This is a genomic window from Agrobacterium sp. CCNWLW32, assembly GCF_037083425.1.
GTDB classification, from domain to species: domain Bacteria; phylum Pseudomonadota; class Alphaproteobacteria; order Rhizobiales; family Rhizobiaceae; genus Agrobacterium; species Agrobacterium radiobacter.
This window is the reverse complement of record NZ_JBAOJM010000001.1, coordinates 643477-662422: the sequence shown is the minus strand read 5'-3', so window position 1 is coordinate 662422 and position 18946 is coordinate 643477. Positions and strand designations below refer to the sequence as shown.

Below are 18946 nucleotides of genomic sequence, written 5' to 3'. Positions count from 1 at the left end.
CCGCTACGAGGAGAGATCACGATGACGGCCAGCGCCTATGACGACAACAATATCTTCGCAAAAATCCTGCGTGGCGAAATTCCGAGCCACAAGCTTTACGAAGACGAGCATACGCTTGCTTTCATGGATGTGATGCCGCAGGCCCCCGGCCATCTGCTCGTCGTTCCCAAGACCGGCTCGCGCAATCTGCTCGATGCCGACCCCGAGGTTCTGGCAAGGACAATTCCCGTGGTGCAGAAACTGGCCGTCGCGGCCAAGGAAGCCTTCGATGCAGACGGCGTCTTCGTCGCCCAGTTCAATGAGCCGGCGGCCGGGCAGACCGTTTTCCATCTGCATTTCCACGTCATTCCGCGCAAGGAAGGCGAGCCGTTGAAGCCGCATTCCGGCGTGATGGCCGATGGCGAGGTACTGAAGGCCCACGCGGCGAAGATAAAGGCTGCGCTTGCTTCGTGATGCGTGCCAAGACGCCAACGCGTCTGGCAGAACCGCAGCTTCCGCAGATCGTCACCCCGGACTGGATCCGGGGTCCAGCGCGATCAAGTCCTTGATCGCAAAGACTATCCTTACGGCGCCGACGCGCCGTGACTGGATGCCGGATCTAGTCCGGCATGACGGCGGTGGTGCTTATCATCATTCCACAGGCTGATACGCATTCCTCTGCGGCCATGGCCAGCCTTCAAGCACCGCCATATCCGGCCGGAATATCTCCACCTTCAACGGATAACAGGCCGCCGTATCGCTGGAATGCGTGGCGCTGCAATCGCCGCCCGGACAGGCGGACAGCGCGCCGATAAGATCGATCTCCGCAAAAAGCTCCAGATAATCTCCCGGCCGCACCGGGCTCGCTTTCATGAAATATTGATGCGTGTCGCGGGTAAAGCCCGTGCACATGAACACGTTCAGCACGTCGTGCACATGCGGCTCCGCCTCCGCGAACGACAGGCCCTTGGCCGCGGCGAGCGCATTCGTCAGGTTCGAATGACAGCAATGGTGATAGTCGCCGCCGCTCAAAAGCCTGTTGGTATAGGGATCGCAGCGGGTGCCGATCACGTCATGCACGCCGCCGCCGTCTTCGTCGAAGCCATACCATGACAGCGTGTCGTGCGTGATGGTCGCCATTGGCCGCAGCGATGGCAGGTTGCTCCAAAGCCGATTGCCGACCGAAACGTGGGTGGCGTGCAGGGCGCGGGTCTTGCCGCTGAAAAACCGCTCGGTCAGATCATGGGCGTTCCAGAGGTTCAGGTCTCCCACCTGCGGACCTTCAATGCTCACGATGCGAAAGAAATGTCCCTTCGGCACATGAAAGGTGCGACCGTCACGCGGCGGCACGATGACCTCATCGATCTTTTCCATTCCATTCTTTGCCTGCGCCAGGCGCGCGAGGTCCGGCGTCTCAAGCGTGCCGTTCGGATAAACGACAACGGGACGGACGGCGCGGCGCGCAGCGGCGTCAGCGGGTTCGGCGACGGGCATGGGGGTCATGAAATCCTCTGAGCGATGAAAATACCGATGCGAAATTGCGTCAGGAATACCCGCCTGACAAGACGGGTTTTTCTTGCGCTCAGGCCAAGTCTGACTTAGCCTTGGCAATCATGAAGCTGCCTCCCCTTGCCACCCTCCGCGCATTCGAAGCCGCCGCCAGAAGAACGAGTTTTTCTCTGGCCGGGCAGGAACTCGGCATGACGGCGACTGCCGTGAGCCAGCATGTGCGCAATCTGGAGGCCTGGCTTGGCGTGGCCCTGTTCGAGCGGCATGCTAGAGGCGTGAGGCTCACCCCGGCCGGCCGGGAATTCGGTCTTACGGTTTCGTCAGGCCTGCGGCAGATCGCCTCCGGCGCAGAGCGGATCAGCCGCGGCCGTGACCGCATGACCGTCCGCCTTGCCAGCCTGCCCTCCGTCGTGGCGCATTTTCTGACTCCCCGCCTGCCCCGCTTCCGGGCGCTTTACGCGGATATCCAGGTATCCATCAGCTATTCCGGAGCACATCATGCAGTGCCGGCTGATCTGACCATAGAGCATGGGGTGGTCTCCGGGGAAAATGCCGTAGCTCTCTTTAGCGCTGAGACCCGGCCGACATGCGCGCCAAGCTATGCCGCCGAATTCGGTCCTTTCGACGACGTTGACAGCCTGTTGCGAGCGGAATTGCTACATGACGATACCGAAGCGGCATGGCAGAACTGGTTCGCAGCCGACGGGATATCCCTCCCCGATAATGCCGGCCCCGTTTTCGCGGATTTCAATCTGCTCGTGACCGCACTCAAAGCCGGACAAGGCGTCGGCCTTTGCCCGACGGCGCTTCTTCACGACGAGATTGCCAACGGTCAACTGACCGTGCTTTTCGACCGGGCCGCCGATACGGAGAAATATTACTGGCTCATGGAAGCAGAGGAGATAACCGCCCCGGCCCGCATATTATCGGACTGGCTTGTTGCGGAAGCCCGGGAGAGCGAAACGCGTCGCAATTATTCTGCCGCAACGATCTGAATACGGGAGGCGGCCGCCGCTTCGGTCAGTTCCCTTGCCGACAGCCGGTTGAGCAGGCGGGACGATACAGCACAAATGACGACAAAAGCAGCGAGACCGCCGAAAACATCCGAAAGATGGTGTCCACCCTGAACAAGAACGGCCAGCGGCATCAACAGGTTTATCGGCAAGATCGCTGCCATCACCGCCCAGTGACGCGGCATGAACCAGACTGACATTGCCGCCATGAAGATATGAAACGATGGAAAGCCGATCAGCCCCAGGACATTTTTGGGAGAAAGATAGACCACTCCCTCGGTTATAAGGCGGTTCAACTCTTGGCCGTAATTATTATCAACGGCCAGGGGGATAGCCTGTGATACCCACTGCGGCAATTGCACATAGGCTGAAGGTCCGAATGTCGGGAAGAATATCCAAAAGACGATACATGCAAACGCCCCCAGCACTCCCGTCACCAGAAAGTGGTGCAGCATCCGCTGGTTGCCGGTGAAGCCGAGCGTAAGGACGATCACCAGAAGCTGCGGCAACGATGAGGCATAGACGAAAAACAGTCCGGTTCCGATCCATGGATGGGTTGCCGCCCACAGGACGACGCCCGTCCAACTGTAGCCAAACGCTGCATCCACACCGAAAAGCACATGATCAATCGCTGGAAAGGCGACAGGTAGGAACATGTAGTTGAAAATCGAAGCGGCAAGCGTGAACAGGATGAATAGCCCGCCAGAAATCAGGGCGACTGCGATGCGAAGATCGCGCCCGCTAGTGCGATATAGCTGACCGAGGATAAAAACGCCGACGCCTGCCAGAACGCACAGAAGATATCCGGCGTAATCGACACGAATGCCTTTGATCGCAATCAATACCGCATCGATAACGAATAATGTTGCGATAAATCCAAGTACAAGACGCTCTGCCGCAAAGAGTCGCATTGAATTTCGGTCCCTGTTTCAACCAGCGGCAAAGTAGGGCAATGAGCTTAATATTCGGATAAAGCGAGCATCAGAAACCGAGTGCGAACAATCCACCCGCCAGAAGCAGGATCGGAACCGCCACACCGACGATGACCCGCTGGCCCGCCAGCAGAAATGCGATGAAACCGAGCGTGGCGGCTCCAATGCGCAGCCATAGGGGTGACGCCTCAAGTGTACCGGTTGGAAAGACGATCAGCTTGGCGGTGACGGCCATGACGAGTGCGGTGGCAACCGCCCTTACCCAGTGCAGGGCCTCGGAATCTTCCTTCAGGCGGTTACCGGCGAGAACGCCGAGCCAGCGCCAGAGATCGGTCGCCAGCCAGCCGGCAATCGCGATGAAAAGATAGGGCGCCCACCAATGTTCGGTCATCATGGTTCGCTCTCCGGCGAGACGGGCTTTATCCGGCGACGAAACACCAGGCGGTCGATCAGATAGGCCGCCGTACCGCCGCCGATCCCGGCATAGAGAATGTCGAATTCCGGTGCAATCACCGCGAAGGCGGGTCCGGCGATGACGCCGATGACGAAGGCGACCTTGACGACGGAATGACGGGCCGAAGCCCAGATCGACGCCACGAAATAGACCGGCGTGAGAAAAAACAGCACACCGGCGACGAGAGGCGGAAAGGCGGCGACGATGCCGTAACACAGGCCGACGATGACGGCATTGACCACGGTGAGCGTAATACCAAAACCGGCAAACCAGGCGGCGCGGGCTTCACGCGGCACCTTGGAAAGATTCTGCGTGGCAAAGACCCAGGCGGTGATTGCAACGAAATGTGAGAGGAACAGTAAAATCCATGTCGGCGTCTTCGCGCCGCGCATTTCCGGAACGATGGAGGCGACCATCGGCATCATGCGGACCGAAGACAGCGTCACCGCCAGAAAACAGGCGGCGAGATTGGCGCCGCCGACCATGGAACCAATCAGGATCATCTTGGCCGGCAAGGCCCAGATGACAAGCGTCATGAACACGGCTTCGCCGCGCGCAACCCCGGATTCGAGTGCGAAAGCGCTGAAACCGACGAAAGATGTCATGAGAATGAGCGAGGGCAGCGAGAATATGCCCCGCATCCCCCGGAAAAACCAGCCGCGCAATGGGATGGTATCGCTGTCGGCAGTGTGCATTGCTGACCCACTCGAGCATGTCGCCCGAAAATGCCGTGGCCTCGGGGTAACGTCATGCATGAAACAAAAATGAAACGCGCCGCAGGTATCAGGTAAAACGCGACGCATTTCATACATGAAAATGCCGGGCTTTCGCCCGGCACCGGTTTATAGATCAAAGACCGTGATCATTTTTTCTTCGGCACTTTCGGCACCGTATTGGTCTTGCGCCGCGGCTTGCTGGCCTCATCGGACTTATCGGCCTCGGCAACAAGGACATCCGCCTCTTCCTTGGCTTTTGCCGCCTTGGAAGCAGTTTTTGCCTTTGCCTTGCCCGGCGATTTGGCCGCCTTCAGTTCGGCCTCCGGCTGCGGCTTAACGGGCGCGGTTTCCGGCAGAACCTCAAGCTTGAGGCCGTCGGAGCCGTCATCCTTCTTGCCGACGGTGACGCTGACGACGCCGCCCTTCTTGAGCTTGCCAAAGAGGATTTCGTTGGCGAGCGGCTTCTTGATGTGCTCCTGGATCACGCGCGACAGCGGGCGTGCGCCCATCTTTTCGTCGTAACCCTTTTCCGCCAGCCAGGAGATCGCGTCTTCGTGCAGGTCAAAGGTGACGTTGCGCTCGGAGAGCTGGGTTTCCAGCTGCATGACGAACTTCTGCACCACCTTGTGGATAACGGCAGTCGGCAGCGGCGAGAACGGAATGATCGCATCCAGACGGTTGCGGAACTCCGGCGTGAACAGGCGGTTGATCGCCTCTTCATCCTCACCCGTGCGGCGTGAAGAGCCGAAACCGATCGCCGATTTCGCCATTTCGGACGCACCCGCATTGGTCGTCATGATGAGGATGACGTTGCGGAAGTCGATCTTCTTGCCGTTATGGTCGGTCAGCGAGCCGTGGTCCATCACCTGCAACAGGATGTTGTAGATATCCGGATGCGCCTTCTCGATTTCATCTAGCAGCACCACGGAATGCGGATGCTGGTCGACGCCGTCGGTCAGAAGACCGCCCTGATCGAAGCCGACATAACCGGGAGGTGCGCCGAGCAGACGCGACACGGTATGGCGTTCCATATATTCCGACATGTCAAACCGTAGCATCTCGACGCCAAGCGAGGCGGCAAGCTGCTTGGCCACCTCCGTCTTGCCCACGCCCGTCGGGCCGGAGAAGACATAGGAGCCGATCGGCTTGTTCGGTTCGCGAAGTCCGGCACGCGCCAGCTTGATCGCCGTGGCGAGAGCCTCGATGGCGATATCCTGACCGTAAACAACCGAGCGCAGTTCCTTTTCAAGGTTGGCGAGGACCATCTCGTCATCCTTGGAAACCGTCTTCGCGGGAATGCGGGCCATCGTCGCGATGGTGACCTCGATTTCCTTTTCGGTTATCAGCTTGCGGCGCTTGGACGCTGGCAGCAACATCTGCGCCGCACCGGTTTCGTCGATCACGTCGATTGCCTTGTCCGGCAGTTTCCGGTCGGAAATGTAGCGGGCCGACAATTCAACGGCCGCCTTGATCGCATCGTTGGAATATCGCAGGTGGTGATATTCCTCAAAATAGGGCTTCAGGCCCTTCATGATCGCGATGGTGTCATCGATAGAAGGCTCGTTGACGTCGATCTTCTGGAAGCGGCGCACGAGCGCACGATCCTTCTCGAAGAACTGGCGATATTCCTTATAGGTGGTCGAACCGATGCAGCGGATCGCACCCGAAGACAGGGCCGGCTTCAGCAGGTTCGAAGCATCCATTGCGCCGCCGGAGGTGGCGCCCGCGCCGATGACGGTGTGAATTTCATCGATGAACAGAACCGCGCCCGGATACTCTTCGAGTTCCTTGACGACCTGCTTCAGACGCTCTTCGAAATCACCGCGATAACGGGTTCCGGCGAGCAGCGTGCCCATGTCGAGCGAGAAGATCGTGTCATTGGCCAGCGCTTCCGGCACCTTGCCTTCAACGATACGCTTGGCCAGACCTTCGGCGATCGCCGTCTTGCCCACGCCGGGATCGCCCACATAAAGCGGGTTGTTCTTGGAGCGGCGGCAGAGAATCTGGATCGTGCGGTTGACCTCGTCGTGACGGCCGATCAACGGATCGATCTTGCCGTTTTTCGCCTTTTCATTGAGGTTGACGCAATACGCCTTCAGCGCATCCTGCTGCTTCTTGGCGGAAGATCCCTCTTCCTCGGGATTGCTGCGGCTCGCCTTGTTTTCACCTTCGGGCTCATCAGCACCGCGCGGCGCGCGCGTCTGCGACGTGCCCGGACGCTTGCCGATGCCGTGGGAGATGTAATTGACCGCATCGTAACGGGTCATCTCCTGCTCCTGCAGGAAATAGGCGGCGTGGCTTTCGCGCTCGGCGAAAATGGCGACGAGCACGTTCGCGCCGGTCACTTCCTCGCGGCCGGATGATTGCACGTGAATGACGGCCCGCTGGATGACCCGCTGGAAGCCGGATGTGGGCTTGGAATCCTCGTCGTAACCGGTCACGAGGTTGGTCAGTTCGTTGTCGACGTAATCGCTGACAGTCTTGCGCAGCGCATCGAGATCGACGTTGCAGGCGCCCATCACGGCAGCGGCATCCGCGTCGTCGATCAGCGCCAGAAGGAGATGTTCAAGCGTCGCATATTCGTGGTGACGCTCATTTGCAAAGGTCAGTGCCTGGTGCAGCGCCTTCTCGAGACTCGGGGAAAAAGTTGGCACGTTGCGATCCTCATTTCTTTTCCATGACGCATTGCAGCGGATGCTGGTGCTGTCGGGCGAAATCCATGACCTGGCTTACTTTCGTCTCTGCGACCTCATATGTAAACACCCCGCATTCGCCCACGCCGTGCTGGTGCACGTGCAGCATGATACGGGTTGCCGCTTCGCGATCCTTCTGGAAAAAACGCTCCAGAATATGGATGACAAACTCCATGGGAGTGTAGTCGTCATTCAGTAAAAGAACACGGTACAAATTCGGTCTTTTCGTCTTAGGCTTGACGCGGGTGATAACAGACGTTCCGCGGTTGGTGCCGCCGCCGTCTTCCCCTTCGCCCTCGCCCTGCATGTAGATCGGCTTAGCGATCATCTTTCATCATTCTCCAAACTGTTCTCAAACCGACAGTTCTTTGCCAGGAGGGAGAACTTCGCCTCTTCATATCTAGGTCGTTAAGACGCGATTTTAAGCCCCTTGCGAAACGGTGCAATCACTATTGCGTTTGCGAAGAGGCAAACCTCGGGAAAAGTGCGGATATGGAGGCAGCTAAAGCGCGGGAAGACATGAGCCAGCATTGTCGGCACGTTTTCAGGCCGGACGCAAATGGGTACGACAGGTCTCAGCGCTGCCGAATCCGGTTCGCCGCCGCTGGCCTTACTCCTTGTCGTCGAGCATTTCGCGGACGGCGATGGCGAGCTGCTTCAGCGAGAACGGTTTCGGCAGGAAGCCGAACTTGGCGTCCGCCGGAAGGTTCTTTGCGAAGGCATCCTCGGCATAACCCGAAACGAAGATGAATTTCAGGTCGGGATAGGACTTGCGCAATTCTCTCAGCAGCGATGGACCATCCATTTCCGGCATCACGACGTCGGAAACGACGATATCGACCTTGCCCTCCAGTTCCTCCATCACCTCCAGCGCCTCGGTGCCGGAGCCGGCCTCGTGCACAGTGTAGCCGCGGGTTTCCAGCATGCGCTTGCCGCCGCGCCGCACCGCCTCCTCGTCTTCCACCAGAAGCACGACGGCGGAGTTGCCGGTCAGGTCCAGCGGCTCTTCCTTCACGGGTTCGGGCGCAGCCACGGGGGCGAGAGCCGCCTGACCGGGCTGCTGGCCGGCAACGGCTTCCACCACATGGCGAGGCAGGTAGATACGGAAAGCCGTTCCCTTGCCCACTTCCGATTCGGGATAGATGTAACCGCCCGACTGCTTGACGATGCCATAGACCATAGAGAGACCAAGACCCGTGCCCTTGCCCACTTCCTTGGTTGTGAAGAAGGGCTCGAAAATCTTGTCCATGATCTCGGGCGGAATACCCGTGCCGTTATCGGCAACTTCCACCATCACCATGTCTTCGGCCGGGAATTCCGGACGGCCAAGCGCTGCGATCTCTTTCGCGTCGACGTTGCGCGTCCTGATGGTGATCTTGCCGCCGTCAGGCATGGCGTCGCGCGCATTGACGCAGAGATTGATGAGCACCTGCTCGAATTGCGACAGGTCGGTCTTCACCGGCCACAGATCACGGCCGTAATCGACTTCCAGCTTGACATTGGTGCCTGATATCAACCGGTCGACCAGCATGCGCAGATCGCCGATCACGTCAGTCAGGTTGAGGATGGCCGGACGCATGGTCTGCTTGCGCGAGAATGCCAGCAGCTGGCGCACCAGCACCGCTGCGCGATTGGCGTTGCGCTTGATCTCCATGAGGTCGGCAAAGCTCGGATCGGCCGGCCTCGCCTGCAGCAGCAGATGGTCGGACGACAGCAGGATGGCGGTCAACACGTTGTTGAAATCGTGGGCGATGCCGCCTGCGAGCGTGCCCACCGCATTCATCTTCTGCGTCTGCGCCATCTGGGTTTCGAGCGCCTTCTGCTCGGTCACCTCTATAGCGTAAACGATCGCCACCTCTTCCGGGGCTTCATCATCCTGATCGATCACGGCATTGACGTAGAAACGGAAATGCCTGCCCTCGTCGCTCGGATGGCGGGAATCGAAGGGCGCGATATCGCCCTGACGATCCTTGGCTTCGGCCAGCGCCTGTTCGAGCCGCGGCTTTTCGTTGTCGTGAAGCACGGTTTCAAGCGCCACGCCACGGTCGATATCATCGCGCCCGACAACGCCGGAGAACAGCTTGAGGAAAGGCGCGTTGATGCGCAGGATGCGGCCATCGCCGTCGAGCGAGGCAATCGCCATCGGCGTGTTGTTGAAAAAGCGGGTAAAGCGCATGGCGGAGGAGGATTCGGTGTCCTCCTGCCCCTTCGGACGCATAAGCACAATGGTCCGGCTCTCACCCGGCGCGCCGTCCTTTGCGGTGACCTGATGCACGAGGCGGGCCGGCATGCTCTGGCCGTTGACGCGGCGCATGTCGAGATCAAGGATTTCGGTGCGCTTGGCAGAACCCTGGGGCTGGACGGATTCGATCAGCGCCATGCCTTCGCCGGCGACGATGTCGGAAACGGTCATCGAACCGGGTGAAAACTGCGCGAGATCGATGCCGAGCCATTCGGACAGGGTGGCGTTCAGATAAACGATCTCGCCCTTGCGCCCGGCGGAAAAGAAACCGGCCGGCGCATGATCGAGGTAATCGATGGCGTTCTGCAATTCGCGGAAAAAGCGCTCCTGATCCTCGCGCTCCGGCGTGATGTCGGCGATCTGGAAGACGTGCAGCCCCTCGCCGCCCGCATCCTTCAGCACCCGGCCCTTCAGCCGGTACCAGTGCGGCCCCGCATTGGAATCCCCGCCCAGCGGTTTCAGCAGCCGGAATTCTTCGTAGCCATCGCGGCCTTCGCGCAGCACGTTGATGAGCCGGTAAAGCGCTTCGGTGGATTCCCGGCTGCGCGACAGAAGCGTCTCGAGGCTCTGGATATCGCTCGCCTTCGTGGTGCCGCTCATGCGGCAATAGGTGGCGTTGGCATAGACCATATGCCCCTTGGCGTCGGTAATCAGCGTACCTTCGGGGTGAGCCGACAGGAAGCGGCGGGCAAGCCCGTCAGATTGCGACTGCGGCATGACCTCGATGAAGCCGATGATCGACGACACCAGAAAGAAGATGCCCATCATCGCCAGCACGCCGAGAATGCCGAGCACGATTTCGTTTTCCAGCGAATCCTTGAAATAGACAAAGGCGGCGGCAGCCGCGATCAGAACCAGCGCCAGAAGCAGAATGCGCAGCACCGTGCCGGAACGGGCACGCCTGTCCACCAGCGGAAGGTCGTTGTCGCTTGTCTCGCGCACCCGTGTCATCTTGGCCTCGCAGTCGTGCAGGTCGTCATTCGGTCAGCCTTATTTCCTTGACGGAATCGGGCAGCAGAATTTCTTGTAGCAACTCGCTTGACCGGCAAAAAGCTCCGCCAGGACACAAAGGCTTAAAAACGCACAGCGAAAACGGCCTGAAAGGTGTATAAAAGCGTTGAGAGACTACTGCCTGGTACAGGTAAGCTCCTTCACCTGACATTGGATGCGTGGCGCGGAACAGACGATCTTGCCGTCAGCGACGGTGCAAACCGAGCATCCGTCAGTGAAGTCGAGGCAGGAGGGATTATCGCGCACGAACTCCGCCATGGTCGCTCCGTTGTCCGGCGCCTTGTCTTCGGCCCTCACGATCGAATGCGGGAACGCGAAAGAGGATAGCAACAGCAAAACAACAATGAAATGCCGAGCAAGGGAGCCGTCAATGCGCAATGCTTGGAACATTCAGAACCGCTCCTTCGTCAAAAGAATTGCAACTTTCACTGTTTCTCAGCATTGAAGGACGAGATGAGGCGCTTTGGTGGCGTCTTCACGTTTGAGGCGGCAATCCTGTGGGGCGAAATGAATAAACCTTGTATCGCGCCCAAAAAAATCGTCTTTTCCTGCTTGATGTTCACAATATAAGAACCACGGCAATATTAATTGCCCAAGAAATTAAAAAGCCAGAAAATCTGAAGGGATGATCTCCATGATGGAAGATTTTATCGGCACCTATGGAAACCGTCTCATCGTCGCCGTTGTTGGTGTGGGCGTGGCCCTGCTCATTCTGGCGATTGCGCTGTGGCTTATGCGCAGACGCAGCGGTTCGGCCCCATTCATTCGAGGCGGGCGCAACCGGCAGCCGCGCCTGCAGGTTCTCGACGCAACGGCCGTGGATGCGCGCCGCCGTCTGGTGCTGGTGCGCCGCGACAATGTCGAGCATCTGGTCATGATCGGCGGCCCGACGGATATCGTCATCGAAAGCGGCATAGGCGCGATCCCAATCGTCAGGGATGTGCAGGAGCCGGAACTGAAGGCGCTGCCGCGTCAGGAAAGCGAACAGAAGAGAGCCGAGCCGACGATCCAGCAGGAACGTCGCCCCGCCCCGCCGCAACAGCAGCCCGTTGCCGCTGCGGCCCCCGTTTCCGTGCCTGAAGAACCAGCAAGGCAACCACAACGGCCGGAGCCGCCGGCACCTGCGCCGCGTCCCGCACCCGTTGCAGCAGCAGCCGCTCAGGTTCCGCCACGCCCATCAACCCCGCCGCAACCCGTCTCCACGCCTGTAACGGCGCGCGAACCCGCTCCGCCGGCAAGACAGGCCGCGCCCGAGCGGGAGACAGTTCGGCCCACGCCGCCGCCAATACCGGTTGCAGCGGCTCCGGCTGCTGCCGTCTTGCCCATGGCGGCTGCATCGCTAGACATGGCCGCAGCCCGGACGGAACCCAGGCGTGCCGAACCTGTCGTGCCGGCCCCGGCACCCGTCGCACCGCCGATCCCGGCACAGACGCCCGTACAGGCAAAGGCGGAAGAACGGACTGCGGAATTCGCCCCGCCGGTTTTTGCCGCACGCGAGCCGGTGATCGACCAATCCATCGCCGCTGATTTTCTCGACGCGGCCCGGGAGCGTGTCCTTCCCGACCTGAATCCAGGGCAGACGACGCCCCCCGCACCGTTTCCGCCCAGACCTGAAAATCCGGCTGTGGCTTCCAATGACGCCGAACCGAAATTTTCCGACGAGCTCGCCAGCGATTTCGAGAGCTTCCTCGAGGCGGAGATCGCCAAGAGCAAGGAGGCGGATAACGAACCGTCCATCGCCCCTGTCGCGGAAAAGCAGGCCAAGATCCAGCCCGCTTCCCCGCCTGTCACCGGCGCTTCACCGGATGGAGACATGCAGAAGGAAATGGCGCGTATCTTCGGAGAACTTTCCGTTACCCGTGACCGCTGACGGGCGCGGGCCTTTCGACCAGAAATTCGAAATAGAAAAAGGGCACGGAAGCGAATTCCGTGCCCTCTTATTTGTCTGCGATTTGAAGGCTTGCTTGCCGCAGCGCCTTATTCGTCGCGGTAGACTTTTTCGCGACGCTCGTGACGCTCCTGCGCCTCGATGGAGAGCGTTGCAATCGGGCGGGCGTCCAGACGCTTGAGGCCGATAGGCTCGCCCGTTTCCTCACAGTAACCGTAAGTGCCGTCTTCGATCCGCTGAAGGGCTGCATCGATCTTTGAAATCAGCTTGCGCTGACGGTCGCGGGCGCGAAGTTCGATCGCCCGGTCAGTTTCGGAAGAAGCCCGATCAGCGAGATCGGGGTGGTTGGCGCTTTCTTCAGCGAGATGTCCGAGGGTCTCGCGCGCTTCTCTAAGGATGTCATTTTTCCAGGCGACCAGCTTCGCGCGGAAGTATGCCCGCTGGCTGGCATTCATGAACTCATCGTCTTCCGAGAGCACATATTTGCTAAGATCGATCTTCTCACTCAACGCGATTCTCCTCGAAGAACATCTCAATGCGGCGGTGTATACTCCAATGATAGTGGCCGATTCAAGTCTGCAGATCAGTTTTCAGGCATTTTTAAAACTGACACAAAAATCATCTAAATGACTAATTTTTATTCTTTATTCGTATTGAAGCGAACTCTTCTTCAATCACGTCAACGCGACTTACCAACAGGAAAGAGGACTTGCGGTCCTGCAACCCTATCCTGTAGCATTCATACCGTGCCCTGACATTCGAACGCCGGTCCCCGCCCTTGACAGCATCTTCCCCGAGCCGAGTTTATCTTCTGCGCCACGCCAAGGCCGCCTGGGCGGCACCTGGAGAACGGGATTTCGACCGGGGATTGAACGAAGCCGGTTTTGCCGAGGCGGAGGTCATCGCCGACCTCGCCGCCGACCGGCATTACCGCCCCGATCTGCTTCTGTCATCCACGGCCGCGCGCTGCCGGCAAACCACGCAGGCCTGGCAACGGGCCTTCAACGAAGGCATAGACATCTTCTACGTCGATGAGATGTATAATGCGCGCAGCGAGACCTATCTGTCGCTTATTGCCGCTCTGGCGGAGGCGCAGTCGGTGATGCTGGTGGGTCACAACCCCACCATGGAGGCGACGCTGGAGGCGATGATCGGCGAGGACCTGCTGCATGCCGCCCTGCCCTCGGGCTTTCCGACATCGGGCCTTGCAGTTCTCGACCATGATGACAGCGCCGCAAACGGTAAAAATCGCTGGCGGCTGGTCGATTTCCTCGCACCGGGCAAATAATCGCTGCGGCCTTTCATAAGAATTTTGCAGAGCGGCCTTCTGAAAATCCGCTGAAGCGCTTCTTTTTTGGGCAGCCGCAGCTCCCTATATTGCAGCGGTGACCGTTAAACACAGCCAGGAAACTGCCATTGTCGCCTTCTCTTACGTCCCTGACAGACAGCGCGCTGATCGCTTTCGATAATCTGGCCGACCGTGCGAGCAACCTCACCCATCCGACATTGCGGCTTGGCGTCACCGGCCTTTCGCGGGCGGGAAAGACGGTTTTCATCTCATCCCTCGTCCATAATCTTCTGAATGGCGGGCGATTGCCGCTGTTCGAGGCCATGCGGTCCGGGCGCGTCTCGAATGTGCGTCTCGAACCGCAGCCGGACGACGCCATTCCCCGTTTTCAATATGAGGATCATATTCAGGCGCTGGTGCGCGACAGGCTGTGGCCGGATTCGACGCGGGCGATATCGGAACTCAGGATCACGCTGGATTACCAGAGCGCCAGCGGCTGGGGCCGGTGGTTTTCCGCCGGCAAGCTTTCCATTGATATCGTTGATTATCCCGGCGAATGGCTGCTCGACCTGCCGCTTCTATCGCAGGATTACAAACAGTTCAGCGATGCGACCGTCGCCCTTGCCGGAAGCGGCGTTCGTGCCGAACTGGCGCAGGAATGGCTGGCGATCGCGTCTTCGCTCGACATCAACGCGCCGGCAGACGAGATGACGGCCCGACGTCTGGCCGAAAGTTTCGCAGCCTATCTGAAAGCCTGCAAGTCCGACGAGAGATCACTCTCAACCCTGCCGCCCGGCCGTTTCCTGATGCCCGGCGATCTGGAAGGGTCGCCCGCACTGACCTTCGCGCCGCTTCCGGGCCTCACCGACGAGAAAGCGCCCAAGGGCTCGCTGCGCGCCATGATGGAACGGCGCTACGACGCTTATAAGTCGATCGTTGTCAAACCCTTCTTCCGCGAGCATTTTGCCCGCCTCGACCGGCAGATCGTCCTGATCGACACGCTGCAGGCCGTCAATCGCGGGCCGGAAGCCGTGCAGGATCTGGAGCGTGCGCTCGGTGATGTGCTTGCCTGTTTCCGCCCCGGCACCAACAGCCTGCTGTCGTCGCTGATCGGCAGGCGAATCGACAGGGTGCTGATTGCCGCCACCAAGGCCGACCATCTGCACCATGAAAGCCATGACCGGCTGGAGCGCTTGACCCGCCGTCTGGTGGACCGCGCCATCACGACAATCGGCATGAACGGCGCCGGCATCGAGGTCATGGCGCTGGCTTCCGTGCGCGCCACCCGCGAGGCGAGCGTGCGCCAGGACGGCCACGAGCTGCCTGTCATCGTCGGCACGCCGATAGCAGGTGAAACCATCAATGGCGAGACCTTCGATGGCAATCGCAAGACGGCGATCTTTCCCGGCGACCTGCCCGAGGATCCGGAACCGCTGTTCCGCAGCATCGACCGGGATGGCGACAAGGCATCGCTGCCCGACGTCAATGTCGTGCGCTTCCGCCCGCCGAACATAGATGAGCCGGGCAGCGGCGGCATCCGGCTTTCCGTTCCCCATATCAGGCTCGACCGCGCCATGCAGTTCCTGTTCGGAGACAAGCTCGCATGAAGGCTCCCACACAAAACGATCCGCAGACACGCCGCCCCGCGGCTTTCACGTTCGATACCGAGGAGACGACACGGTCGTCCGCCACACAGAAGCGCGCGCCGCGAAGCTTCGACGCCGAGATTTCACTGACACCCGACGAGGACGATCCGTTTCTGGCGCCCGAGGGAATCGATGCCAATGCGCTGCCGGTCGCGACGCCGAAGAAAAGCCGCTTCTCCTTCGGTAAGCTCGCGCTCGGTGCGCTGGGTGTCCTGTTCTCGCTTGCCTTCGGGCTGTGGGCGGATCAGCTTATCCGCAATCTCTTCTCCCGCTCCGACTGGCTGGGTTATACCGCGACGATCGCCCTCATCGTGGCGCTTTTTGCGGTTCTTGCCCTCGTCGGCCGCGAAGTCTTCGGCATCATGCGGCTCAATGCCGTGCAGTCTCTCAAGGCGGATGCTGAGACGGCGAGCCTCGACAAGAGCCCGAAACCTGCGCGCGCCATCGTCACCCGTCTGAATGCCGTCCTCTCCCACCGGGCCGAAACGGCCAAGGGGCGAGCGGCGCTGAAGGAAACGGAAAGTGACGTCATCGACGGCCCGCATCTGATCGAGCTTGCCGAACGCGAGCTGCTCGTGCCGCTCGACCGGCAAGCGCGGGCACTGATTCTAAATTCGTCCAAGCGCGTCTCCGTCGTCACTGCCGTCAGCCCACGCGCTGTCGTCGATCTCGCTTATGTGCTGTTTGAAGTCACGCGGCTGGTGCGCGCCATGGCGGAGCTTTATGGCGGCCGCCCCGGCACGCTCGGCATGCTCAAGCTTCTGCGGGATGTCGTCGCACATCTCGCCGTCACGGGGTCGATTGCCGTCGGTGACGGCCTTGCCCAACAGGTTCTCGGTCACGGCCTTGCCTCGAAACTCTCCGCCCGCCTCGGCGAAGGCGTCATCAACGGCCTGATGACGGCGCGAATCGGCATTGCGGCGATGGATCTGTGCCGTCCGCTGCCGTTCAGGGCGGTGAAGCGTCCGGGGATCGGCGATTTCATGTCCGACCTCACACCCGATCTAAGCGGGGGAAAAACCGGTGAAAAAGCCTGATCTACCGGGCATTGACGGTTCAAAAGGTTACGGACAAAGCCGCGAATGAGAGTGAAATAAACCAAGCATTAACCATTCCGCCGGTAGATTGCAGCCTATCGAACAGGCTTCTTCGCCGGGGAAAGTATCATGTATTCGCGCTTCTTTTCGCTTGTGGGCGGGCTTGCCGCCATATTGTCCGTCAGCGGTGGTTTCGGCATGTCTGACGTCCATGCCGCATCGCGCGATCGCGACGACGCGTTTTTCCGCTCCGTAGCCGGTGTCTGGAAAGGTCCGGGCGAAATCGTTGCCGGCAAATACAAAGGCACCAAATTCACCTGCGACCTGACGGGCGAACCGCTCGACGACAAGCAGACCGGCATCAAGCTCGGCGGCACCTGCCGCGTCGGCGTCTTCAGCCAGCCCATGTCGGCCGTCATCAGCCAGAACGGCAACAGCTACGAGGGCAAGTTCCTCGACGGCGCCGAAGGCAAGGGACTGGACATCACCTCCGGACAGGTGAGCGGTGACAAGGTCGTCGTCGGCATCAACCGCGCCAAGCTCAACGGCGCCATGGTCGCCCGCGTCTCCAAAGACAATTCGATGAACATCACCATTTCCGTCAAGGTCGCCGACCAGATGATCCCGGTCATCGGCGTGACACTGGCGCGCGATATTGATCAGATCGCTGTCGGCTCCATCAAGCCGTAAACGCCATACTCTTCTCAGCCATCACCAAGCGGGAGTGTCCACCACTCCCGCTTTTCGTTTGCGCTGACAATGCCTGTTTTGTCCGCCTGCCGTAGCCATTCCCGCACGGCCTTGCCCCTGACTTCGAGATCGGATGCAATATCGGCGAGCGGCATCAGCACGAAAGCGCGTTCCGTCATGCGTGGATGCGGTACTTCAATGCTTTCCGTTACGAGAGACTCATTCCCATAGGTAAGCACATCAATATCGATGGTGCGTGGACCCCAGCGCTCCGTCCGCACGCGCTTCATGCCCTTTTCGATATCAAGGCACAATTGCAAGAGCGCGGGCGCTGAAAGCGAGGTTTCGACCAAAGCGCAGCAATTGAAGAAATCCGCCTGATCCGTCTTGCCCCAGGGCGGCGTGCGATAAAGCCCGGAAACGGCCAGCACGCGGCAATCCTCGTGTGCATCGAGTTCGCGGAGCGCCCTTGCCATGGCGGCGGCGGGATCGCCGATATTGCCGCCAAGGCCCAATGCGGCGACGGTCCTCTTCTCAGGCACGGTGTTCAACGCTCACCTGCGCATAATCGAGAATGCCGGGAACGGGCGCGGAGGGTTTGCGCACCGTGATCCTGAGCCAGACGATCTGCGGATAACGGGCACGCAGCGCCTTGGCGATATCGTTCGCCAGCGCCTCGATGAGATAGCGGCGCTGCCCCACGACGATTTTTTCGATGACGGCAAAGGCCACGCCGTAATCGACGGTATTTTCAATATCGTCGGTTTCCAGCGCATCACCCGCCTCGACTTCCATCTCGGCATCGACGAAAAAGCGCTGGCCCAGCACCTCCTCCTGCTCAAGAAGACCATGACGGGCGAAGAAAGAACAGTTTTTCAGGATGATGGTATAGCGGCTCATCGCATCGCCTCCATGGCAGGACTGTTTCTCCAGAAAGCCGCCCCCTCTTGGGGACATGGCATTCCGGCACTCATTGATCTACGCATCGGCCTTTGCCGACGTTTTGGCAAGAACCGCATCGGCGATTGCCAGTGCATCGCGCGTTGCAGCGACATTGTGCACGCGAAAAATCGAAGCACCCGCCAACCTCAGGATCGCGGTGGTCGCAGCCGTTCCGATATCGCGTTCCGCTGCCGCATCCCGGCCCGTCAGCGACCCGATGAAACGCTTGCGCGACGTACCGGCGAGAACCGGAAGGCCGAAAGCGGCAAGCTCGCCGAAACGTGCCATCAGTTCGACATTTTCCCGCTCGTCCTTGGCAAAACCAAAACCGGGATCGAGCACGACGGCATCGCGGGCAATACCCGCATCCTCGGCGATCTCGAGCGAGCGATTGAGGAATTCGAACTGGTCGGCGACCACATCGGCAAGCTTCTGCCGGTCGCGGCCGGTATGCATGATGCAGACCCCGGCGCGGGTGGCGGCGACCACGCCGGCCATTTCCATGTCCTTCTGCAGGCCGAAGACGTCATTGACGATATGTGCGCCGGCGCTGATCGCCAGCTTCGCCGTCGAAGCGCGGTAGGTATCGACGGAAATCAGCACATCCGTCTCGCGGCGCAGCTTCTCGATGACGGGCAGCACCCGGTCCTGCTCCTCGGCTTCCGTCACCGCGGCGGCACCCGGCCGCGTGGATTCGCCGCCGATATCGATGATGTCAGCACCCTCTTCCACGCAGGTCAGCGCATGGGAAAAAGCCGAATCGACGGCAAGATAACGGCCGCCATCGGAAAAGGAATCGGGCGTCGCGTTGACGATGGCCATAATACGGCCACGCCCATCAAGTTTCAGGGAGCGACCATGGGCCGCTTGCCACGCGTTGCTGCCGGCTGTTATCACGTAACACGC

The 18946-nt window shown here is 60.0% G+C and carries 19 protein-coding genes; 7 read left to right on the top strand and 12 right to left on the bottom strand.

Features of this window, described 5'->3' with window-relative positions; genetic code table 11:
* Positions 1-21 precede the first annotated feature (21 nt).
* Positions 22-453 carry an HIT family protein gene (locus V6R85_RS03455; protein ID WP_003502549.1) on the top strand — a complete coding sequence of 144 codons (432 nt, stop codon included), beginning with the start codon at positions 22-24 and terminating at the stop codon, positions 451-453.
* Between the two features lie 177 nt (positions 454-630).
* Here V6R85_RS03455 and V6R85_RS03450 read toward each other — a convergent pair whose 3' ends face one another.
* A complete protein-coding gene (locus V6R85_RS03450; RefSeq protein WP_107675501.1) occupies positions 631-1482 on the bottom strand; it encodes an urea carboxylase-associated family protein in 852 nt (283 codons plus the stop codon).
* A gap of 110 nt (positions 1483-1592) precedes the next feature.
* Between V6R85_RS03450 and V6R85_RS03445 the strand changes: the two genes are divergently transcribed.
* Positions 1593-2483, top strand: a complete 891-nt coding sequence (locus tag V6R85_RS03445) for a LysR family transcriptional regulator (RefSeq protein ID WP_111834333.1) — start codon at positions 1593-1595, stop codon at positions 2481-2483.
* Here the strand turns inward: V6R85_RS03445 and V6R85_RS03440 are convergent.
* The 7 genes from V6R85_RS03440 to V6R85_RS03410 form a co-directional block, all read right to left on the bottom strand.
* Positions 2462-3412: a phosphatase PAP2 family protein gene (locus tag V6R85_RS03440; protein WP_060724135.1), complete on the bottom strand. Its 951-nt coding sequence runs from the start codon at positions 3410-3412 to the stop codon at positions 2462-2464. The genes V6R85_RS03445 and V6R85_RS03440 overlap by 22 nt on opposite strands.
* Before the next feature lie 70 nt (positions 3413-3482).
* Positions 3483-3827, bottom strand: coding sequence for an AzlD domain-containing protein (locus tag V6R85_RS03435; RefSeq protein WP_003502544.1), 345 nt, complete (start codon positions 3825-3827; stop codon positions 3483-3485).
* Positions 3824-4582, bottom strand: a complete 759-nt coding sequence (locus V6R85_RS03430; RefSeq protein ID WP_020810322.1) for an AzlC family ABC transporter permease — start codon at positions 4580-4582, stop codon at positions 3824-3826. Before V6R85_RS03430 ends, V6R85_RS03435 begins: the two co-directional genes overlap by 4 nt.
* Positions 4583-4749: 167 nt before the next feature.
* Positions 4750-7257 carry an ATP-dependent Clp protease ATP-binding subunit ClpA gene (gene clpA, locus V6R85_RS03425; protein ID WP_003502542.1) on the bottom strand — a complete coding sequence of 836 codons (2508 nt, stop codon included), beginning with the start codon at positions 7255-7257 and terminating at the stop codon, positions 4750-4752.
* Positions 7258-7267: 10 nt separating this feature from the next.
* Positions 7268-7624, bottom strand: coding sequence for an ATP-dependent Clp protease adapter ClpS (gene clpS / locus V6R85_RS03420; protein ID WP_003502541.1), 357 nt, complete (start codon positions 7622-7624; stop codon positions 7268-7270).
* A 282-nt stretch (positions 7625-7906) separates the two neighbouring features.
* Entirely contained in the window at positions 7907-10489 is a 2583-nt protein-coding gene (gene cckA, locus V6R85_RS03415; RefSeq protein WP_087743854.1) for a cell cycle histidine kinase CckA, read from the bottom strand.
* 174 nt (positions 10490-10663) lie between these two features.
* A complete protein-coding gene (locus V6R85_RS03410) occupies positions 10664-10939 on the bottom strand; it encodes a hypothetical protein (protein ID WP_087743852.1) in 276 nt (91 codons plus the stop codon).
* A 235-nt stretch (positions 10940-11174) separates the two neighbouring features.
* Between V6R85_RS03410 and V6R85_RS03405 the strand changes: the two genes are divergently transcribed.
* Positions 11175-12419 carry a flagellar biosynthetic protein FliO gene (locus V6R85_RS03405; RefSeq protein ID WP_162695520.1) on the top strand — a complete coding sequence of 415 codons (1245 nt, stop codon included), beginning with the start codon at positions 11175-11177 and terminating at the stop codon, positions 12417-12419.
* Between the two features lie 107 nt (positions 12420-12526).
* On the opposite strand, the gene dksA is transcribed toward V6R85_RS03405, so the two are convergent.
* Entirely contained in the window at positions 12527-12946 is a 420-nt protein-coding gene (gene dksA, locus V6R85_RS03400) for an RNA polymerase-binding protein DksA (protein WP_003496274.1), read from the bottom strand.
* A gap of 302 nt (positions 12947-13248) precedes the next feature.
* Between dksA and V6R85_RS03395 the strand changes: the two genes are divergently transcribed.
* The 4 genes from V6R85_RS03395 (at position 13249) to V6R85_RS03380 (ending at position 17098) form a co-directional block, all read left to right on the top strand.
* On the top strand, positions 13249-13725 hold the full coding sequence (locus V6R85_RS03395) for a SixA phosphatase family protein (protein ID WP_236775488.1): 477 nt from the start codon (positions 13249-13251) through the stop codon (positions 13723-13725).
* 128 nt (positions 13726-13853) lie between these two features.
* Complete coding sequence (locus tag V6R85_RS03390; RefSeq protein ID WP_107675497.1) at positions 13854-15332, top strand: YcjX family protein; 1479 nt, start codon at positions 13854-13856, stop codon at positions 15330-15332.
* A complete protein-coding gene (locus V6R85_RS03385; protein WP_111834331.1) occupies positions 15329-16408 on the top strand; it encodes a YcjF family protein in 1080 nt (359 codons plus the stop codon). The genes V6R85_RS03390 and V6R85_RS03385 overlap by 4 nt, the downstream gene beginning before the upstream one ends.
* A gap of 129 nt (positions 16409-16537) precedes the next feature.
* Entirely contained in the window at positions 16538-17098 is a 561-nt protein-coding gene (locus V6R85_RS03380) for a hypothetical protein (protein WP_111834330.1), read from the top strand.
* A gap of 14 nt (positions 17099-17112) precedes the next feature.
* Here V6R85_RS03380 and folK read toward each other — a convergent pair whose 3' ends face one another.
* The 3 genes from folK to folP all read right to left on the bottom strand — a co-directional run bounded on the left by folK (position 17113) and on the right by folP (position 18862).
* Entirely contained in the window at positions 17113-17649 is a 537-nt protein-coding gene (gene folK, locus V6R85_RS03375) for a 2-amino-4-hydroxy-6-hydroxymethyldihydropteridine diphosphokinase (protein WP_162695519.1), read from the bottom strand.
* Complete coding sequence (gene folB / locus V6R85_RS03370) at positions 17633-17998, bottom strand: dihydroneopterin aldolase (protein WP_003502532.1); 366 nt, start codon at positions 17996-17998, stop codon at positions 17633-17635. The genes folK and folB overlap by 17 nt, the downstream gene beginning before the upstream one ends.
* A 78-nt stretch (positions 17999-18076) precedes the next feature.
* Positions 18077-18862, bottom strand: a complete 786-nt coding sequence (gene folP, locus V6R85_RS03365) for a dihydropteroate synthase (protein ID WP_003502531.1) — start codon at positions 18860-18862, stop codon at positions 18077-18079.
* Positions 18863-18946: the final 84 nt, after the last annotated feature.

Coding starts and splice junctions, on each gene's coding strand:
- V6R85_RS03455 (WP_003502549.1), top strand. CDS start 22: ATGACGGCCAGCGCCTATGACGACAACAATATCTTCGCAAAAATCCTG.
- V6R85_RS03450 (WP_107675501.1), bottom strand. CDS start 1,482: ATGACCCCCATGCCCGTCGCCGAACCCGCTGACGCCGCTGCGCGCCGC.
- V6R85_RS03445 (WP_111834333.1), top strand. CDS start 1,593: ATGAAGCTGCCTCCCCTTGCCACCCTCCGCGCATTCGAAGCCGCCGCC.
- V6R85_RS03440 (WP_060724135.1), bottom strand. CDS start 3,412: ATGCGACTCTTTGCGGCAGAGCGTCTTGTACTTGGATTTATCGCAACA.
- V6R85_RS03435 (WP_003502544.1), bottom strand. CDS start 3,827: ATGATGACCGAACATTGGTGGGCGCCCTATCTTTTCATCGCGATTGCC.
- V6R85_RS03430 (WP_020810322.1), bottom strand. CDS start 4,582: ATGCACACTGCCGACAGCGATACCATCCCATTGCGCGGCTGGTTTTTC.
- clpS (WP_003502541.1), bottom strand. CDS start 7,624: ATGATCGCTAAGCCGATCTACATGCAGGGCGAGGGCGAAGGGGAAGAC.
- cckA (WP_087743854.1), bottom strand. CDS start 10,489: ATGACACGGGTGCGCGAGACAAGCGACAACGACCTTCCGCTGGTGGAC.
- V6R85_RS03410 (WP_087743852.1), bottom strand. CDS start 10,939: ATGTTCCAAGCATTGCGCATTGACGGCTCCCTTGCTCGGCATTTCATT.
- V6R85_RS03405 (WP_162695520.1), top strand. CDS start 11,175: ATGATCTCCATGATGGAAGATTTTATCGGCACCTATGGAAACCGTCTC.
- V6R85_RS03385 (WP_111834331.1), top strand. CDS start 15,329: ATGAAGGCTCCCACACAAAACGATCCGCAGACACGCCGCCCCGCGGCT.
- V6R85_RS03380 (WP_111834330.1), top strand. CDS start 16,538: ATGTATTCGCGCTTCTTTTCGCTTGTGGGCGGGCTTGCCGCCATATTG.
- folB (WP_003502532.1), bottom strand. CDS start 17,998: ATGAGCCGCTATACCATCATCCTGAAAAACTGTTCTTTCTTCGCCCGT.
- folP (WP_003502531.1), bottom strand. CDS start 18,862: ATGGCCATCGTCAACGCGACGCCCGATTCCTTTTCCGATGGCGGCCGT.